Genomic DNA, 16878 nt, shown 5'->3' with positions numbered 1-16878 from the left:
CACCTCTTTACCTGACATCAAAAAAACTACTGGCCTGCTCCCTGTATGCAAGAGCAAGTTTAAGGTCCTTATCTATATCTATGCCGTTCCCCTCCAAAATTGACTTGACTGTTGCATATGCAAGCTCGGGATAATTGTTCTGACGGCTTAAATGGCCGAGTATAATAGTCATAAACTTATTTCCCATAAGCTTTAAAATAGTCCCTCCTGCATCATCATTGGACAGGTGACCGGTGCCGCTCAATATCCTTCTTTTTAATAAATAAGGATACGGTCCGGCTTTCAGCATTTCAACATCATGGTTTGATTCGAGCAGCAAAAGATCCGAATCCTTTATGTTCTCATAAACGTTTTCGCTTACATGGCCTATATCCGTTGCGATGGATATCTTTTTATTGCTGTTGTAAAAGCAGTATCCAACAGGTTCTGCAGCGTCGTGGGGCGTTTTATAGGAATTTATATCGATATCCCCTATCGAAAATGCTTCTCCTGTATTTATTATGTTTATATTTTCATTTTTTACACTGCCTATCAAATCATACATGGAATCCCATGTGTTTCTGTTGGCATATATTGGTATATTGAGCATTCTTGACAATATCCCCGCCCCATGTATATGATCTCTGTGCTCATGGGTTATAAGCAGGGCATCTATTTTTTCGGGAGATATTCCTATCTCATTTAAAGAATTTACAATTTTAGTACCGCTTAAACCTGCATCTACTAAAATATTTGTTTTTTCATCTCCCACATATATACAATTTCCGCTGCTTCCGCTAAATAATGAACAAAACCACATTTTGTCTCCCCCTCATTAGAATATTATAACAATTATATCGGGGATTTTAAATAAATATAATTTCAGATATAATGTAAATGGAATAATAATATTTTTAAAAAAGGAGAAAACATGAGAGAGATCAATGCCGGTGTTATACAAGACAATGTTCAAAAACTTTTTGCAAGCGCATGCTGCGATTTGGGGTGCGACGTCGAAAATTCAATAAAGAAAGCTTTAGATGCTGAAAAGGCTTCATCAGGCAAAAAAATACTTCAGCAGCTTCTCGAAAATATAAATATCGCGAGGGAGGATAATATACCCCTTTGCCAGGATACAGGAATGGCAGTTGTTTTTCTTGAAATAGGACAGGATGTACATATAACCGGAGGATATCTCTATGAAGCCGTAAATCAAGGCGTAAGGCTTGCTTATAAAAACGGCTGTTTCAGAAAGTCCGTCGTAAAGTCGCCTATATTCAGGGAAAATACCCTCGACAATACGCCTGCCATAATACACACGGATATCATTCCTGGCGATAAAATAAAAATCATCGCCATGCCAAAGGGATTTGGAAGCGAAAATATGAGCGCTGTCAAAATGTTAAAGCCCTCCGACGGTGTAGAGGGAATTAAATCCTTTGTGCTAGATACCGTGATCAAAGCCGGAGCAAATCCCTGTCCGCCTGTTATACTCGGCATAGGCATCGGCGGCACCCTTGAGATGTGCACGCTGCTTTCAAAAAAAGCGCTTCTTCGGGACATGTCCCAAAAAAGCAGCGATAAATATATCGCATCACTTGAGGATGAACTTCTTGATGATATAAACAAGACCGGTATAGGACCCCAGGGGCTAGGCGGAAAGGTTACATGCCTTAAAGTAAACATCCTGACATACCCGACGCACATAGCCGGCCTTCCTGTTTCAGTCAACATGCAGTGTCATGCCTCAAGGCATAGGGAAATAACAATATAAAAAGAGAGTGCATTATGAGCTTAGTGATTGGAATAATACTCCTCAAATATAAAAAATGCACCCTGGAAAAGTTAATTCGGGAGGGATAAAAATGGCTGAATTTATTTTAGAATCGCCATTTACACAGGATTTTTCAAAAATACATATTGGCGATACCGTTTACATAAGCGGTTATATCTATACCGGCAGAGACGCTGCCCATAAAAGGCTCTATGAACTTATTCTAAATGGAAAACCTCTTCCTGTGGATTTTAAAAACCAATGCATTTATTATACCGGTCCCTGCCCTAAAAAGCCTGAAAGCATAATAGGACCCTGCGGCCCTACAACAAGCGGCAGGATGGACAAGTACACCCCGTCTCTTCTGGATTTGGGGCTTAAGGTTATGATAGGCAAGGGATACAGATCCGATGATGTAATAAAATCCATAATAAAGAATAAATGTCTCTACCTCTCAGCGACCGGAGGGGCCGGAGCGCTTATTTCAAAGTGCGTCAAAAAAGCCGACGTAATAGCTTTCCCCGAACTTGGCGCGGAGGCAATATACAGGCTGTACGTCGAAAGATTTCCTACAGTCGTATCTATAGACTCATACGGAAAAAACCTATACGTCGAAGGAGTAAAAAAATACAGGGAATTATACTACTGATCCGGGTCCGGTTTGCCGTCGTCCACCCTTCTTATATTTGCGCCTAACATGTTCAGCTTTTTTTCTATCTTTTCATATCCACGGTCTATGTACTTTATATTGGAAACTTCCGTATAGCCGTCGGCAATAAGACCTGCTATAATAAGGGCGGCGCCGGCCCTGAGATCGCTTGCACAGACCTGTGCCCCCGAGAGCTTTTCTATGCCGTCTATAACTGCGATCCTGCCTTCGACCTTTATATTAGCTCCCATGCATTTTAATTCATCGACATGCTTGAATCTGCCTTCGTATATGCTCTCCGTTATTATGCTTCTGCCCTCCGCAATAGACAAAATAGCCGTCATCGGCTGTTGCAGATCCGTAGGGAATCCCGGATACGGAAGAGTCTTTAAATTTATCCCCTTGGGCCTTTTAAAGGCTTGTACTCTCACGGTATCAGGACCTTCTATGACATTTGCACCCATTTCAATAAGTTTAGCCGTTATAGACTCCAAATGTTTTGGTATGACATTATTTAATGTTACATCTCCGTATGTAGCGGCAGCCGCCACCATAAAAGTCCCTGCCTCTATCTGATCCGGTATCACACTGTATGTACAGCCATAAAGCTTGCGGACACCCCTTATCCTTATAACATCTGTCCCTGCACCCTTTATGTTGGCACCCATGCTGTTTAAAAAGTTTGCGACATCAACTATGTGGGGCTCCTTTGCAGCGTTTTCAATGACAGTAATCCCCTCGGCCTTACAGGCGGCAAGCATTATGTTTATCGTAGCGCCAACGCTTACGACGTCGAGATAAATAGGAGCTCCCACAAGCTTGTCTGCATACAACTTTATAATGCCGTGTTCTGTGGAAACTTTTGCGCCCAGCGCCTGAAAACCTTTTATATGCTGGTCTATAGGCCTTACCCCTATATTGCATCCGCCGGGGTATATGACCTCCGAGCGTCCGAATTTGCCAAGAAGCGCCCCCATTAAATAATAAGAAGCCCTCATTTTCCTGACATCCTCAGATATACATTTATACGATGTTATATTTTTGCTGTCTATAGTTACACTGCTCTTTGAGTTTACCTTTATTTCTCCGCCAATCTGCCTTATTATATCTAAAAGTACCTTCACGTCGTCTATATCCGGAAGGTTTTCTAATGTACAAATTCCATCATCAGCTAATATTGCCGCAGGTAGCAATGCTACAGCGGCGTTTTTAGCCCCGCTTATATTTACGGCGCCTTCTAAACGATTTCCGCCTTCTATTATAAACTTTTCCAATTATCTTTCACCCATCCTCATACTAGATTACCTGCAATGCTATGTTTAATTATACCATTAAATATAGTAGTGTTTAAGAGAAATTTACATATTTATTGCTGGCATATTAAACCAATTCAAATTAATTTCTAAGCACACGTATATTATTTTGCATATAATGGTGGAAATGGTGAAAGATTTTGCTTAAGACTGCGGCAGGCTTTTTAGAAACAATCCATCAATGTCCAGCTTTATAACTTCCCTTATGGACATATCTATCGATTTTCCCTCTCCAAGCTTTTTTATGATATTTATTACAGAATCCATGCCATAGTTTGTGCCTATATATTTTAAAATAAGAAATGACTGCCTGTAGGCTTTTGTCTCATCCAGCCCATAAAAGTTTTTGCTGAGCTCATCGATTGTATAATATGATAAATATTTCTTATTATTGGCCCATTCGACATTATTTGCCCTGTACTCCTCATACAAAGCTACACCTTCCGTAAACCATACTGGGACGTTCCCGCAGGACATATAGTCCACTATATAATGGGTAAGTTCGTGCAGGACAGGTCCCTGCCTCTCAAATAAATATTCTGCATCACGTGATTTATCCATCCACATCGCAGGGTCAAGTATGCTTATTGCGCCTTCATAATATACGCCCATAGCGGGGCTTCCCGTGCCAAGCCCTATCCTGCTTGCCATCTCGCTGTATTTTGGATATATAACGATTATGATTTTACCGGCAGATGTGTATTTGAAATCATTTTGTACATTTTTGAGACTTTTTTCGGCGTCTTTTTCTATTATGTCCAGGTAATATGGCGTCGTACTTTTATAATATATTAAAAAGTTATCTGTCTCCCTGAGTTTAAAACCGCTGACATCAGATAGCATGTTCCCTTTTTTATATTCACGGTATAAAGGATAGAATATGACCTTGCCTGTATATGGAAAAAAATAAATAAACAGAGTCAATAAGAATACTGCTGCAAAACATAAAGGCACTGCTTTCCCGGGCTCCTTCAAAAAACCCTTCATGCCCATCACCTCATTAATATATATGAGGCGATGGGCATGAATATACTTTTACAGATCTTAGTGGCAGCCGCTGCAGGAACCGCAGTCCCCTCCGCATCCGTCCGGATGTTTTCCCGAATAATTTTCCTTATATACTCTTTTTACTTCTCCTCCGCATTCGGGACATTTTATTCTGCCTACATCGTGCGGGCTCATTATTTCAAAAAACTTTTTACCGCATTTCCTGCATTCAAAATCTATAAGTGCCATAAATAAGCCTCCTTATGTGAATCTGTAACCTTTTATTTTTTTCTTTCATATAATATAATACACATTATTTTTACCGGAAGTGTTAATTTTGCTTTTTTTCAGCAGGAAGTTGGATCCTGTAGTTAAACTTAAACTGAAAGAAAAAGATATGAGGGAGATACCCGTTATAATACTTTTAAAGGAACCTCCATCTGCCAGATTCAAGAATAGTATATCAAAAAAAAGAGGAAAATTGAAATATGAATATAAATATTTAAAAGGCCTATCCGCATCATTAAGCCTGGATGAAGTTGATAGACTCTCCGAGCTTCCCGAAGTCCTGACGATAAGCTATGACAGAAAAGCCACTGTATGCATGGATAATGTCCGAAGCTGCATAGGCATAGGCTTTAGCACCCCATACAACCTTACGGGAAAAGGAGTCAACATCGCTGTAGTCGATACGGGTGTATATCCCCATGCCGATCTTTTCCGCTCCGGCAGAACCATATTGTCCTTCAGGGATTTTGTAAAGAATATAAACGAACCCTACGATGATAACGGCCATGGCACGCATATTTGTGGAGTCATCGCAGGATCCGGCGTCCAAAGCAGCGGAAAATACAAAGGAATAGCATCAGGTGCGAAAATAATAATGCTCAAAGCGTTAAGCGGTGCGGGTACCGGTTCCTTTTCAGACATACTTGCCGCATTGGAATATGTTCTGGAAAATAAAGATAACCTTAAGATAAAAATATTATGCCTTCCGTTCGGAGCTGAGCCCATCGTTGAAAGAGGCAAGGATCCCCTTTTGTCGGCCTGCACAAAAATCGCGGAATCCGGGATTATAATCGTTGCGCCTTCAGGAAACAGCGGACCCGGTCAGGGAACCATATTAACTCCCGGAATATCCCCTTCGGTTATAACGGTAGGATGCTTAAACTGCCCCGACTCTAATATAAGAAGCTGGAGCATACCCGATCTTTCAGGCAGCGGTTCAAGCAAAAGCGGCGAAACAAAACCCGATGTAATAGCACCGGGCGTCGGGATAATGTCATTATCTTCTGATACATCATATATCCCGAATACGGGAAGGATGAAATCCCTCGAAAATCCATACTGCAAAATGACAGGATCATCCGTATCATCAGCCGTAGCCGCGGGATGCATTGCGCTTATCCTTGAGAAAATGCCATCAATCACTTTAAAAGACTTGAAAGGCATGCTGAAGCTTTCGTGCAAAACGCTGAATGAACTGAAAATTTCCCAGGGGTATGGTGTTATAAATATACAGAATCTGTTTTAGAAAATCTATGGATATATACAGATTATTTGAAAAATATTATGAGAAGAGCATTTATGTATTTGGCAATCTTTATCGATCAAGATAATACAGCATAAAATAAGGATACCTATTTCGGTATCCTTATTTTTATCTTAAGTATATTAAAGGGTTCCTGCGAACGCCGTTAACTCTTACTTCAAAGTGAACATGCGGCCCGGTTGCATCTCCTGTCATACCTACGGAGCCTATTCTGCTTCCACGGTTTACCGCCTGCCCCACACTCACATTTATAGAACTGCAATGTCCGTAATATGTAACAAAACCGTTTCCATGGTTTATTATGATGAGTTTCCCATATCCGGATTCCCATCCTGCATATGTAATCTTGCCTGAATCCGATGCATATATCGCTGAACCGTAAGGCGCCGCTATATCTACAGCCTGGTGGAATTCTCCGCCCCTGTATCCGTAGCCCGAACTTATATGCCCGTTTGTCGGCCATGAAAAGTTGCCCGAACCTACAACAACTTTCTCTTTGGTACCCTGCGCCACCACTCTCGCAACAGGATCTTTAACTGTCGATGTCGATAATATCTTGCTTTCAGTTACTTTTCCGTTAAACTTTTTCAGCTGTTTTACTGTCCTGTTTACGCCATATTCACCGCTGTTTACGACTTTCGTCTGTCCTTTATATAAGCTGCTGTCGTTTATGTATGTGACATTATATGGTATCCCTTCATCCGTATTTACTTTTAGAACCGTTTCAACATTTAAAAATGGTCTGCTTACAGATATGTTTATATTCTGTCCAATTTGGAGTTTATCAACATTAAGCCCGGGATTTAATTTTGCGATATCATTTACGCTCATATTGTTATTTTTTGCAATATCCCAAATAGTATCACCGGTTTTAACAGCACACTTTTTTGTCTCACCTATGCTGCTTGTCAGGAGTTTAAGAATGCTTTCCTTATCCGTAACTTTAGAATTGTTTACTACCCTTTCGATGTATTCAATATCATCCTTTATATTTACATCGACTACCTGTACATTCTCCCTCTTCTCCTGATTCTCATAATATTTTCTGGTCTTTTCTATGATGTCTTCTGCATCCGTCCTGCTTTTCAAAGCTCCTATTTCCTTGCCGTTAACCGTAATGACATATGAAGTATACTGTTTATAAAGGTCATCTTCTATAGTATTTCTTATGGCCTCACTGTTCGTCGTCTTCTCAGGATTTATAAGCATCGTCATTAACTCGATATCATCGCTTACAGCAATAGATCCGTCGTAACTTCTTATGTCATCTTTAACTTCCCTTATCGCCTTCAATGCGCTTTCCCTGTTCTTTACATAACCAAGGAATTTCCCTTCGTACCTTACCATATATCCGGATTTTTTATAATTGTTATAATAAATTCCTCCGCCTGTAAGGGTCGCACCTATTAAGCAGGCTGCGATAATCTGCGCAAAAGCAGCAATTTTTCCTTTGTTTTCTAGTATTTTTTCTTCTCGAGGCCTTTCTTCAAGGTCGTACATCACATCGCCTCCCCCACAGCTTGTACTAATACAATATATAATATACCGCATCAGAAAATAAAATGCAATATGGAAAGCCTTATCAGGTGTTTAAAGATTATTTCATAACATCCCTATAGCGGCTTATCGACAGACTCCCTAATGACAAGGGGTGCCGGGACTACCACTTTAAGATTGAAGGGCTGTTCCGTTTCCATATAATCAAATAAATACCTGCAAGCAACTTTCCCCAAAATATCCGTATCAGCACGTACCGTAGAGAGCTTAGGATATATGAAGTTGCATTGCTCTATATCATCATCGCCTGGCTCTCCAAATTAATTCCCGCCTCCATCATTGTTTTTACATACCCATTAAACCGTTCGGAAAAAGTATAATAATCTTCTTTGCATTTGATGATCCCGATTCTTTTATGCCCAAGACTCGTCAGATATTTAACGGCGTCATAAGCACCCTTTTCATTATCAATAACAATTGACGTAAATAATTCAGATGCATTGTTTACAATAGCAAAAGGCACTTTAAGCCTTGAAGTCTCCTCATAGATTCTATCGTTGATCTTGCTGACATAGAATACTCCTGCAGCACTATTCCTCTTTAATACATCGCCGAGGACTTCGCTGCTGCCTAATGCAATTGCAGTATTGCTCTCAGCTCCTGCGATTCTTTTTTAAAACTGTCAACATACCTTAAAGGTCCGTTTTGTACAAGTGTTTCACCTATGGTAACAACTTCTGGCATCAGCCTCCCGCCTTTCTTGCTCTTCTCATCTGTTTCCATTATTCTTACACTGCAATTCCCCTTTTCAAGACTGCATTTATTCCATGGCCATCACATCGTATAAAAAGTCAGCTACACTTTTTACCATTCCGCCGGGACACCATCAGCTGTTCTCCAAACCGGGTTCCTCCAGTTGTGGCCGGCCCTTGCCATTTCCCTCACCTTTTCTTCATTGATTTCAATTCCTAACCCTGGCCCGTTCAGCTTGTTTACATATCCGTCCTTATATCCGAATACAGTAGGATCCTTAAGGTAATCAAGGAGATCCGACCCTTTATTATAGTGTATTCCCAAACTCTGCTCCTGTATGAAAGCATTAGGCGTACAAAAGTCCAGCTGAATACAGGAAGCAAGTGCGATCGGTCCAAGCGGGCAATGAGGCGCAACAGCAACATCATAAGCTTCTGCCATAGCTGCAATCTTTCTGACCTCAAGGATGCCCCCGGCATGGCTTAAATCCGGTTGGATAATATCCACACCGCCATCATGAAGCATTCTTTTAAATCCCCAACGGGTATAATTTCTTTCGCCTGTCGCTATCGGTATGGACGTATGTCTCCTAAGCTCTACAAAAGCTTCCTCATTTTCGGTTAAAACCGGTTCTTCAATAAACATCAACTTAAATGGCTCCAGCTCTTTCATCAGAATTCTTGCCATGGTTTTATGGACTCTTCCATGAAAATCAAGAGCTATATCCATTTTATACCTCAGTGTGTCTCGAATGGATTGTACCCTGTCAATGACATCCTGAACGATCTTGAAATTATCAATCCAGGCTGTTTCAGGTGTAGCATTCATCTTGACGGCAGTATAACCTTGTTCGAATCTTTCCTTTGCTGCAGCGGCAACGTCATTTGGCCGATCCCCGCCAATCCAGCTGTATACTTTCAACTTACTCCTTACTGCCCCACCAAGCAATTCATAAACAGGAACATTCAAGGATTTTCCCTTTATATCCCATAATGCTTGTTCAATACCTGATATGGCGCTCATTAAAATCGGACCGCCGCGGTAAAATGCACATCTGTACAACACCTGCCATATATCCTCGATATCATTTGCATTCCTGCCTATAACATATTCCTTCATTTCTTCCACTGCAGCCGCAACAGTATCAGCCTTGCCCTCAATTACCGGCTCCCCCCATCCTACTAGCCCGGATTCAGTCGTAATTTTAAGAAAAAGCCATCGCGGAGGAACCTTGAATAATTCCATACTTTTGATTTTCATTAACGGACACCTCTCAATTATGTATTTTTACAACATGTATTATACCTGTTGCATCGATTATAACAAGGATTATTCTTGTATACAAGGTAACATTAAATCTTGTTGGTTTGGCGTTATTTTAATAATATGAAATCAAGTATAAACATAATTATTTTATTTTGAGCGCAACCGCCACGGCTTTAAAAAACCTCGGAATTAGCGACTGGAATAATATTCTTCAAATAATTTCGATGTATCCATATTTATTGTTAGTATGATATTGTTCTGATATAATAGTATATGCAAAATCCATTGTATAAAAAATACGGCATGTTTTTGGGTGCGTTTAAAAATATACACCTCCTGGGTTTTGCCTGAATTCCAGCCGTTTAAAAAAGGCAGGATTCAGGCGGAAAAATACTATAAAAATGAAGAGGTTATGATGATATGGGAACATATACGTTTAAGGCAAATGTAAAAAACATGGGTTTCACACCTGTTCCTGATATTTTTATAAATGAATACATGCCTCAGGCAGACGGCAATTTCGTAAAAGTATACCTTGCGGGATTATATCAATCCCTGGCAGGTGAAAATATAATAGGCGAAAAACTTTCAAAAAAACTCGGCTTGCTCGAAAGCGACATAATTAAAGCCTTGGAATATTGGGAATCAAAAGGCCTTTTAAAAATCAAAAAGAACGATAACGATATAGAAATCAATTTTATGGATATACTTTCTATATATTACGGAAGCAAAATATATAGCTCCGGCGGCAAACTTTCCCCTGAGATGATAGGACTTAGAATGGAGAATCCAAAGATAAAATCCATGCATGATACTATAGATGAGCTTTTGGGTCGTTTGCTTTCTCCAAAAGAAGTAATGACTTACCTTAGCTGGATAGACGATTTCGGCTTTTCTCCCGAGGTGGTTATTCTCCTTATAGAATACTGTAAGGCCAGAAAAAAGACAGACTTTCGGTACATAGAAAAAGTAGCAATAAGCTGGAACGAAGCAAAAATCAAGACAGCGGATGATGCCCAGAGATATATATCCATGCATGAAGAAAAATATAATAATTACAGGCTCGTACTGGATTTTTTAGGACTTAAGGAAAACGATCTTATGAAACCTCAGGAGGAATTCCTGAATAAATGGTTTGACGACTGGAGTTTTAGCCTTGAGATGGTGCTTGAAGCATGCAAGATATGCTCGCTTCGAATAAATGAACCCAATTTCAGCTATATAGACGGCATACTTTCAAACTGGCATAAAAATGGATATAAAACTTTAAAGGATATAGAATCCAAACAGACAAACAAAAAAGGCAAGGGCATAAAATTCAAAGCACCTGTTACGACTTTCAATAGTTATGACCAGCGCTCATACGACATAAAAGAACTCGAAAAGAAACTTCTCGGAAGAGATGAGGTAGATGGCAATGGGCAATAGATACATAAACGACATAATGCTTCAATATGAAAAGGATAGGACTGAAGCCGAGGACGCCGCGAGGGAAAGGCGGCTTGAGGTATATAAAAGCTTCCCGAGAGTAAAGCAGATCGACTCTGAACTCGGTCTTATCGGCATAGACATCGCCAAGGCTATATTCGCGGGCAATATGGATATAAAAAAATATATAAAAGATAAAAGACAGCATTCCATCGATTTAAAGATGGAAAAGGCGGAAATATTATCCCGTGCCGGTCTTACAATCGATTATGATTCTCCAAAATACAAATGCTCCGACTGTAATGATACCGGATATATAGGAACGGAAAAATGCCATTGCTTTAAGCAGAAGATAATAGATAAATATTACGACCAGTCCAACCTGAAAAACATACTGAAGAAGGAAAACTTCGATATGTTCGTATTTGATTACTATTCTCCCCACAAATTTGAGGACGAGTCCCTGTCTCCGAGGAAAAATATCGAGGGGATATTCAAAACGTGTATAGATTTTGTAAGTTCTTTTGATAAAAGCAACCAGAATTTGTTTTTCTATGGTAAATCGGGACTCGGAAAAACATTTTTATCAAACTGTATTGCAAAGGATTTGCTGGATAAGGGGAAACTCGTCATATATCAAACTGCATCAAGCCTTGTGGATATTTTAAAAGATGCCACGTTCGATAATGAAAACAGGCTGGCGAAGGAAAGGGCTGACGATATATTTGACTGTGATCTCCTTATAATAGATGATCTCGGCACCGAATATATAGCCAATTTTTCGCAGACCGAACTTTTCAATATAATAAACAAAAGGCTGATATCCAATAAAAAAATGATAGTATCGACTAATCTGTCACTGGATAATTTATTTAAAACATATTCCGAGAGGATAACCTCCAGGATAATTGGAAATTTCACCGTCTGTAAATTTTATGGTGAGGATATAAGATACAAAATAGGAGAGCAGAAAAGAAAAAATGTTAAAATATAAAACAATCCCGGCAAATTATATCCGCCGGGATTGTTTTATATTCATTAATGCGTCCTGAGCTCTTCAACCTTCGCTTTTATGCTGGGTCTTGATTCTATCATCAAATTTTCAAAAAATCCTTTATAGTTATAAGTCGTATCCGAGCCACTTTCAATCCTTTTTACATATCCTTCAAGGAGATCAAAATCCTTTTCATAGCAGTGAAATGAATTTGCCCTGTGAGTATAGCTTCCCATTTTGCATCCTGTATTGTCGGCGACCTGTTTTTGCAGCATTATGAATGCAAACGCATTCATGTATGTGGCTTCTGCCGCATCATTGCTTCTCATGAGCACCTTCATATGGAGTTTCCCTTCCCTTATAAAAAACTGCATATGCTGCAGGCATGCAGGGCTGTCGGAAACCGAATCCTTTTTCCAATCCCTTACATCGATTACCGCCCTTCTCGTATAAGGATTTCTCTTAAGCTCCCTGTATATAAAATCCAGTTGGCCGGATATCCTCGAATTATATGTATAATCCCATCCCTTCCCTATCCTGAAGTTCAATATACCGTCTAAAACTTCCTGCCTGTACTGCTCAAGCTCCTCAAAACCTCCTATGAAAAGCCTGCTTATCATAGGCTCTGCCAGAGGCTCCAGAACCGACATGGTCATCGAGCACTCCTTCTGAGTGGTATTATAATCCGGACAATCCGTAATCTCTCCATTATAATATAATGCACGGAGCGCTTTATGGTAAACCTCAGGCAATGTCTTTCCTTCTACAAATAATTCCCTCATCAGTAAATTCCCCCAATAAATATCATTATAAATTTAGCATATAGCATTTCATTATAATTATCAATAATGTATCAGCGATGGGCTAAAGATTATTCGAAGAATATTATGGAAAGAACAATTGTCGGAAAGTCTTTAGAATCTGTTAACAAAGGTTCAGGATTAGCAAAGTCAAAATTCTGCATAATAAAAAGAGCCTGAGGCTCTTTTTATTATGCAGATAATATGGCGACCAAGAAGGGGATCGAACCCTCGACCTTCGGCGTGACAGGCCGACACTCTAACCAGCTGAGCTACTTGGCCGCATATGGTGGGAACAACAGGGCTCGAACCTGTGACCCCCTGCTTGTAAGGCAGGTGCTCTCCCAGCTGAGCTATGCTCCCATTTATGGTGACCCCTACGGGATTCGAACCCATGATACCGCCGTGAAAGGGCGATGTCTTAACCACTTGACCAAGGGGCCAAAAGTGTCGGCATCAATTGACCCGACACTTTAATATGATACAAGATAATTAGCTTTCTGTCAATGACTTAATGAATTTTTCCTTCAATTCGTAATTTGAACTTATGTTATTTTGAACACTCATTCGCCAGATTCAAGTTTTGTAAGTTCTAAGGCCAGCCGCCTTGATAATCCAAGAGCTTTTGAAACTCGTTTCACTCAGACAATCAAAAGCTCTAAGGATTCTCTATGGCGGCAAAGCCAAGAACTTATCAAAACTCTCATAATGCGAATTTCGTTGCTCAAAATAATATAATCCTATTTATTTCGATTTCATATTGCGAATCGAAATGAATTTTTCTATACTAATTTGTATTATTCCCTTACTATGGTTTTATCCCTGTCAGGTCCTACGGAAACTATCGATACCTTCGATTCAGTAACCTCCTGTATTTTATCCAAATATCTCCTTGCATTATCAGGAAGGTCCCCGAATTTTTTCGCATCCCTTACCGTATCGTCCCATCCATCGAATTCTTCATATACAGGCCTGCATTTTGCAAGGTCTTCAAGGCTTGCAGGGAAATAGTCGATTATTTTACCGTCAAGCTCATATCCCGTACATATCATAAGCTTATCAATTCCTGCAAGGGTATCAAGCTTGGTAACTGCTATATCCGTTATTCCAGAGAGCCTTACAGCGAATTTAACTATAACAAGATCAAGCCATCCACACCTTCTCGGCCTGCCTGTCGTCGTACCATATTCATTTCCTTTCTCCCTTATTGAATCGCCTGTTTTATCTAAAAGCTCCGTAGGGAACGGGCCCTTACCGACCCTTGTCGTATATGCTTTGCATACCCCGACAACCTTATCCAACGACTTCGGCCCGACCCCCGCGCCGACGCATACGCCGCCGGATATGGGGTGGGAACTTGTAACATACGGATATGTGCCATAATCTATATCAAGGAGAGTACCCTGAGCTCCTTCAAACAATATATCCTTGCCTTTTTTTTCTTCATTATACAATACATAAGTCGTATCCTTTACAAAGGGGCGCATCCTGCCGGCATATTCAAGATACCTATCGATTATATCCTGTTTGTTCAGAGCCTCTGCACCGTATATCTTCTCAATGATTTCATTCTTGCTGTCTATATTATTCCCCGCTTTCTGAATAAATACATCCTTTTTTAAAAGATCGCACACCCTGATTCCGCATCTTTCAGACTTGTCGGTATAGCACGGTCCTATGCCCTTCCCTGTTGTTCCTATATCGCCCTTGCCCCTCTTTTTTTCAGAAAGTACATCGAGGACCTTATGATACGGCATTACTACATGCGCCCTGTCGCTTATTACAAGGTTATCCACAGTTATACCTTTTTTATTCAGATAATCTATCTCTTCAAACAGCGCTTCAGGGTCTAATACTACACCGTCGCCTATTATATTCAATGTATTTTTATATAAAACACCTGACGGAATAAGATGGAGCTTATACTCCTCCCCACCTGCTTCTACAGTATGGCCTGCATTGCTTCCGCCCTGGTATCTTACAACAACTTCCGCTTTTTCCGCGAGATAATCCGTTATTTTACCTTTTCCCTCATCGCCCCACTGCGCTCCTATGACTACTGTTCCTGACATAAAATACACCCCTTCCTTAAATCATTTATTATAATTTGTTCAATATATCCCTTGCAACAACCACACCAGTCACTGAGGCCTGAATAAGCCCTCTCGTAATACCGGCGCCATCGCCTATGGCATAGAGGTTGTTTATTACCGTTTCAAAATTGTTTTTAACTTTAAGCTTTGATGAATAAAACTTGACCTCGAGTCCATACAGCAGTGTATTCTTTGAATAAAGACCAGGTGCGATATGGTCAAAAGCTTTTAAAGTTTCGACGATGGATATCAAATGCCTCTCAGGAAGAACAAAGCTTAAATCTCCCGGAACAGCGCTTTTCAGCGTCGGGATAGTTGTAGATTTTTTCAATCTGTCCCAATCGGTCCTTCTTCCATGCAAAAGATCCCCAAGCCTCTGAACCATTATTCCCCCGCCTGTCAGCATATTCCCAAGTTTTGCGATATATTTGCCATATTCGATAGGCTGGTTAAAAGGCTCTGTAAATCTTGTGGACACAAGCAGCGCAAAATTGGTATTCGCGCTTTTGGGCCCTCCGTTTGCATAGCTGTGCCCGTTAACAACAGCTATCTCTCCGTCATAATGCTCCTCCGATACAAAACCTGACGGATTCATGCAAAAAGACCTTACCTTGTTTTCGAACGTGTCGGAAAAGTACACAAGCTTTGCTTCATATAAATCCTTTGTAAGGTGATCCATAATGGAATTCGGGACTTCCACCCTGACCCCTATATCGACTGCGTTATTCTCAGTCTTGATGCCGAGCCTTTTTGCCTCGCCTGTAAGCCATTCAGCTCCTCCTCTTCCTGGAGCTACCACGATATAATCGGCATATACATCAAAATGATCACCCTTTGCATTTTCAAGGACTACGCCCCTTGCAGCCCCATCTTCGACTATTATCGTCTTTGCAGATGTAAGCTCCATAAACTCCATATTAGTATCATTTATAAGATATATATACATCTTCTTCAGAACTTCATAGCTGAGCTCCGTCCCAAGGTGCCTTACCGGGCAAGGTATAAGCTGAATGTTATACTTTGAAGCCTCATACATTATATCTTCCACGCGCCTGTTGTTCAATCCGTGGACCTCGGACGGCGCACCGAACTCAAGATATATGCTGTCGGCATAATTGATAAGGCCCTGGGCCTCATCCTTGGGAATATAATCGGTAATCCTGCCGCCAACTTCGGTAGACTGGGAAAGCTTGCCGTCGCTGAAAGCTCCCGCGCCCGCCCAGCCGTTAATTATAGAACACGGCTTGCAGTTCGCGCATTTACCCGTTGTCCTCGCCGGGCATACCCTCTTTTCAATCGTTCTTCCTTTATCAACTATCAATATATTCAAATCTTTATTCTTTTTTGTAAGTTCAAGTGCAGTAAATATACCCGCCGGCCCTGCACCTATTATAATTGCATCGTATTTTTGCCTCATTCAAGCCAGCCTCCTCGTGTTATATTAAAGTGAAATCAATAAAGCATTATAAAATTATTTCCAAATAGTACTTTCCGTAACCCTCATATATATTAACAAAATAAACTATATGAGTCAATAAAAAATACGAATATTATTGTATTTATTTTTGATAATATTCGCTATTATTCAACTATAACTATAACAACTGGCAAAATTGTATCTACCCAAACAATGTATGAGATGACGGGCAAAAGAATGTTTCAATTATTTTTTTTATTAAAGCCGGGTTATAGAAAAATTTTTACTGGAAATAAGATGTGAAATCTCGGGTGCATATTCTATATTTGAAGAATATTATTCCAATCGCTAAGCTCACAGCCTTAAGAGTCTGTAA

16 protein-coding genes and 3 tRNA genes are annotated in these 16878 nt (G+C 40.3%); 5 read left to right on the top strand and 14 right to left on the bottom strand.

What is annotated here, in order from left to right; translation table 11 throughout:
* Window positions 1-7: 7 nt before the first annotated feature.
* On the bottom strand, window positions 8-799 hold the full coding sequence (locus QME45_08760) for an MBL fold metallo-hydrolase (protein MDI6618753.1): 792 nt from the start codon (window positions 797-799) through the stop codon (window positions 8-10).
* Between the two features lie 111 nt (window positions 800-910).
* Between QME45_08760 and QME45_08755 the strand changes: the two genes are divergently transcribed.
* Together QME45_08755 and QME45_08750 are read left to right on the top strand one after the other, a co-directional pair.
* Window positions 911-1753, top strand: a complete 843-nt coding sequence (locus QME45_08755) for a fumarate hydratase (protein MDI6618752.1) — start codon at window positions 911-913, stop codon at window positions 1751-1753.
* A gap of 91 nt (window positions 1754-1844) precedes the next feature.
* The gene (locus QME45_08750; protein ID MDI6618751.1) at window positions 1845-2402 is read left to right on the top strand and encodes a Fe-S-containing hydro-lyase; all 558 of its coding nucleotides are present in this window, start codon (window positions 1845-1847) and stop codon (window positions 2400-2402) included.
* Here the strand turns inward: QME45_08750 and QME45_08745 are convergent.
* The 3 genes from QME45_08745 to QME45_08735 form a co-directional block, all read right to left on the bottom strand.
* Complete coding sequence (locus QME45_08745) at window positions 2396-3676, bottom strand: UDP-N-acetylglucosamine 1-carboxyvinyltransferase (GenBank protein ID MDI6618750.1); 1281 nt, start codon at window positions 3674-3676, stop codon at window positions 2396-2398. The two genes, QME45_08750 and QME45_08745, sit on opposite strands and share 7 nt — an antisense overlap.
* A gap of 183 nt (window positions 3677-3859) precedes the next feature.
* Complete coding sequence (locus tag QME45_08740) at window positions 3860-4702, bottom strand: peptidase MA family metallohydrolase (protein ID MDI6618749.1); 843 nt, start codon at window positions 4700-4702, stop codon at window positions 3860-3862.
* 57 nt (window positions 4703-4759) lie between these two features.
* Window positions 4760-4951, bottom strand: coding sequence for a zinc ribbon domain-containing protein (locus tag QME45_08735; GenBank protein ID MDI6618748.1), 192 nt, complete (start codon window positions 4949-4951; stop codon window positions 4760-4762).
* 88 nt (window positions 4952-5039) lie between these two features.
* Here QME45_08735 and QME45_08730 point away from each other — a divergent pair, with 88 nt between their 5' ends.
* A complete protein-coding gene (locus QME45_08730) occupies window positions 5040-6236 on the top strand; it encodes a S8 family serine peptidase (GenBank protein ID MDI6618747.1) in 1197 nt (398 codons plus the stop codon).
* 126 nt (window positions 6237-6362) lie between these two features.
* Here QME45_08730 and QME45_08725 read toward each other — a convergent pair whose 3' ends face one another.
* The 4 genes from QME45_08725 to dgoD form a co-directional block, all read right to left on the bottom strand.
* Window positions 6363-7754, bottom strand: coding sequence for a peptidoglycan DD-metalloendopeptidase family protein (locus QME45_08725; GenBank protein ID MDI6618746.1), 1392 nt, complete (start codon window positions 7752-7754; stop codon window positions 6363-6365).
* A 289-nt stretch (window positions 7755-8043) separates the two neighbouring features.
* On the bottom strand, window positions 8044-8391 hold the full coding sequence (locus QME45_08720) for a substrate-binding domain-containing protein (GenBank protein ID MDI6618745.1): 348 nt from the start codon (window positions 8389-8391) through the stop codon (window positions 8044-8046).
* Entirely contained in the window at window positions 8382-8534 is a 153-nt protein-coding gene (locus QME45_08715) for a hypothetical protein (protein ID MDI6618744.1), read from the bottom strand. Before QME45_08715 ends, QME45_08720 begins: the two co-directional genes overlap by 10 nt.
* Before the next feature lie 81 nt (window positions 8535-8615).
* The gene (gene dgoD, locus QME45_08710; GenBank protein MDI6618743.1) at window positions 8616-9764 is read right to left on the bottom strand and encodes a galactonate dehydratase; all 1149 of its coding nucleotides are present in this window, start codon (window positions 9762-9764) and stop codon (window positions 8616-8618) included.
* Window positions 9765-10190: 426 nt separating this feature from the next.
* Here dgoD and QME45_08705 point away from each other — a divergent pair, with 426 nt between their 5' ends.
* The gene (locus tag QME45_08705) at window positions 10191-11198 is read left to right on the top strand and encodes a DnaD domain protein (GenBank protein MDI6618742.1); all 1008 of its coding nucleotides are present in this window, start codon (window positions 10191-10193) and stop codon (window positions 11196-11198) included.
* Window positions 11188-12192, top strand: a complete 1005-nt coding sequence (locus QME45_08700; protein MDI6618741.1) for an ATP-binding protein — start codon at window positions 11188-11190, stop codon at window positions 12190-12192. Before QME45_08705 ends, QME45_08700 begins: the two co-directional genes overlap by 11 nt.
* 44 nt (window positions 12193-12236) lie before the next feature.
* Here the strand turns inward: QME45_08700 and QME45_08695 are convergent, their stop codons facing one another.
* The 6 genes from QME45_08695 to QME45_08670 form a co-directional block, all read right to left on the bottom strand.
* Entirely contained in the window at window positions 12237-12974 is a 738-nt protein-coding gene (locus tag QME45_08695; GenBank protein ID MDI6618740.1) for a thymidylate synthase, read from the bottom strand.
* A 223-nt stretch (window positions 12975-13197) separates the two neighbouring features.
* A tRNA-Asp gene (locus tag QME45_08690) sits at window positions 13198-13274 on the bottom strand.
* A 5-nt stretch (window positions 13275-13279) separates the two neighbouring features.
* Window positions 13280-13355, bottom strand: a tRNA-Val gene (locus tag QME45_08685).
* A 5-nt stretch (window positions 13356-13360) separates the two neighbouring features.
* Window positions 13361-13435: transfer RNA gene (locus QME45_08680), tRNA-Glu, on the bottom strand.
* Between the two features lie 354 nt (window positions 13436-13789).
* A complete protein-coding gene (locus tag QME45_08675; GenBank protein ID MDI6618739.1) occupies window positions 13790-15064 on the bottom strand; it encodes an adenylosuccinate synthase in 1275 nt (424 codons plus the stop codon).
* Between the two features lie 28 nt (window positions 15065-15092).
* Window positions 15093-16502: an FAD-dependent oxidoreductase gene (locus QME45_08670; protein ID MDI6618738.1), complete on the bottom strand. Its 1410-nt coding sequence runs from the start codon at window positions 16500-16502 to the stop codon at window positions 15093-15095.
* Window positions 16503-16878 lie beyond the last annotated feature (376 nt).

It is taken from the genome of Clostridiales bacterium, from assembly GCA_030016385.1.
GTDB lineage: Bacteria > Bacillota > Clostridia > Clostridiales > Oxobacteraceae > JASEJN01.
The sequence above is the reverse complement of the archived record's forward strand: the minus strand, read 5'-3'. Positions and strand labels throughout refer to the sequence as shown.

Excerpts from the sequence above, each read along its gene's own strand:
- QME45_08760 (MDI6618753.1), bottom strand. The coding sequence starts at position 799 with ATGTGGTTTTGTTCATTATTTAGCGGAAGCAGCGGAAATTGTATATAT.
- QME45_08755 (MDI6618752.1), top strand. The coding sequence starts at position 911 with ATGAGAGAGATCAATGCCGGTGTTATACAAGACAATGTTCAAAAACTT.
- QME45_08750 (MDI6618751.1), top strand. The coding sequence starts at position 1,845 with ATGGCTGAATTTATTTTAGAATCGCCATTTACACAGGATTTTTCAAAA.
- QME45_08740 (MDI6618749.1), bottom strand. The coding sequence starts at position 4,702 with ATGAAGGGTTTTTTGAAGGAGCCCGGGAAAGCAGTGCCTTTATGTTTT.
- QME45_08735 (MDI6618748.1), bottom strand. The coding sequence starts at position 4,951 with ATGGCACTTATAGATTTTGAATGCAGGAAATGCGGTAAAAAGTTTTTT.
- QME45_08725 (MDI6618746.1), bottom strand. The coding sequence starts at position 7,754 with ATGTACGACCTTGAAGAAAGGCCTCGAGAAGAAAAAATACTAGAAAAC.
- QME45_08715 (MDI6618744.1), bottom strand. The coding sequence starts at position 8,534 with ATGGAAACAGATGAGAAGAGCAAGAAAGGCGGGAGGCTGATGCCAGAA.
- dgoD (MDI6618743.1), bottom strand. The coding sequence starts at position 9,764 with ATGAAAATCAAAAGTATGGAATTATTCAAGGTTCCTCCGCGATGGCTT.
- QME45_08705 (MDI6618742.1), top strand. The coding sequence starts at position 10,191 with ATGGGAACATATACGTTTAAGGCAAATGTAAAAAACATGGGTTTCACA.
- QME45_08700 (MDI6618741.1), top strand. The coding sequence starts at position 11,188 with ATGGGCAATAGATACATAAACGACATAATGCTTCAATATGAAAAGGAT.
- QME45_08695 (MDI6618740.1), bottom strand. The coding sequence starts at position 12,974 with ATGAGGGAATTATTTGTAGAAGGAAAGACATTGCCTGAGGTTTACCAT.
- QME45_08675 (MDI6618739.1), bottom strand. The coding sequence starts at position 15,064 with ATGTCAGGAACAGTAGTCATAGGAGCGCAGTGGGGCGATGAGGGAAAA.
- QME45_08670 (MDI6618738.1), bottom strand. The coding sequence starts at position 16,502 with ATGAGGCAAAAATACGATGCAATTATAATAGGTGCAGGGCCGGCGGGT.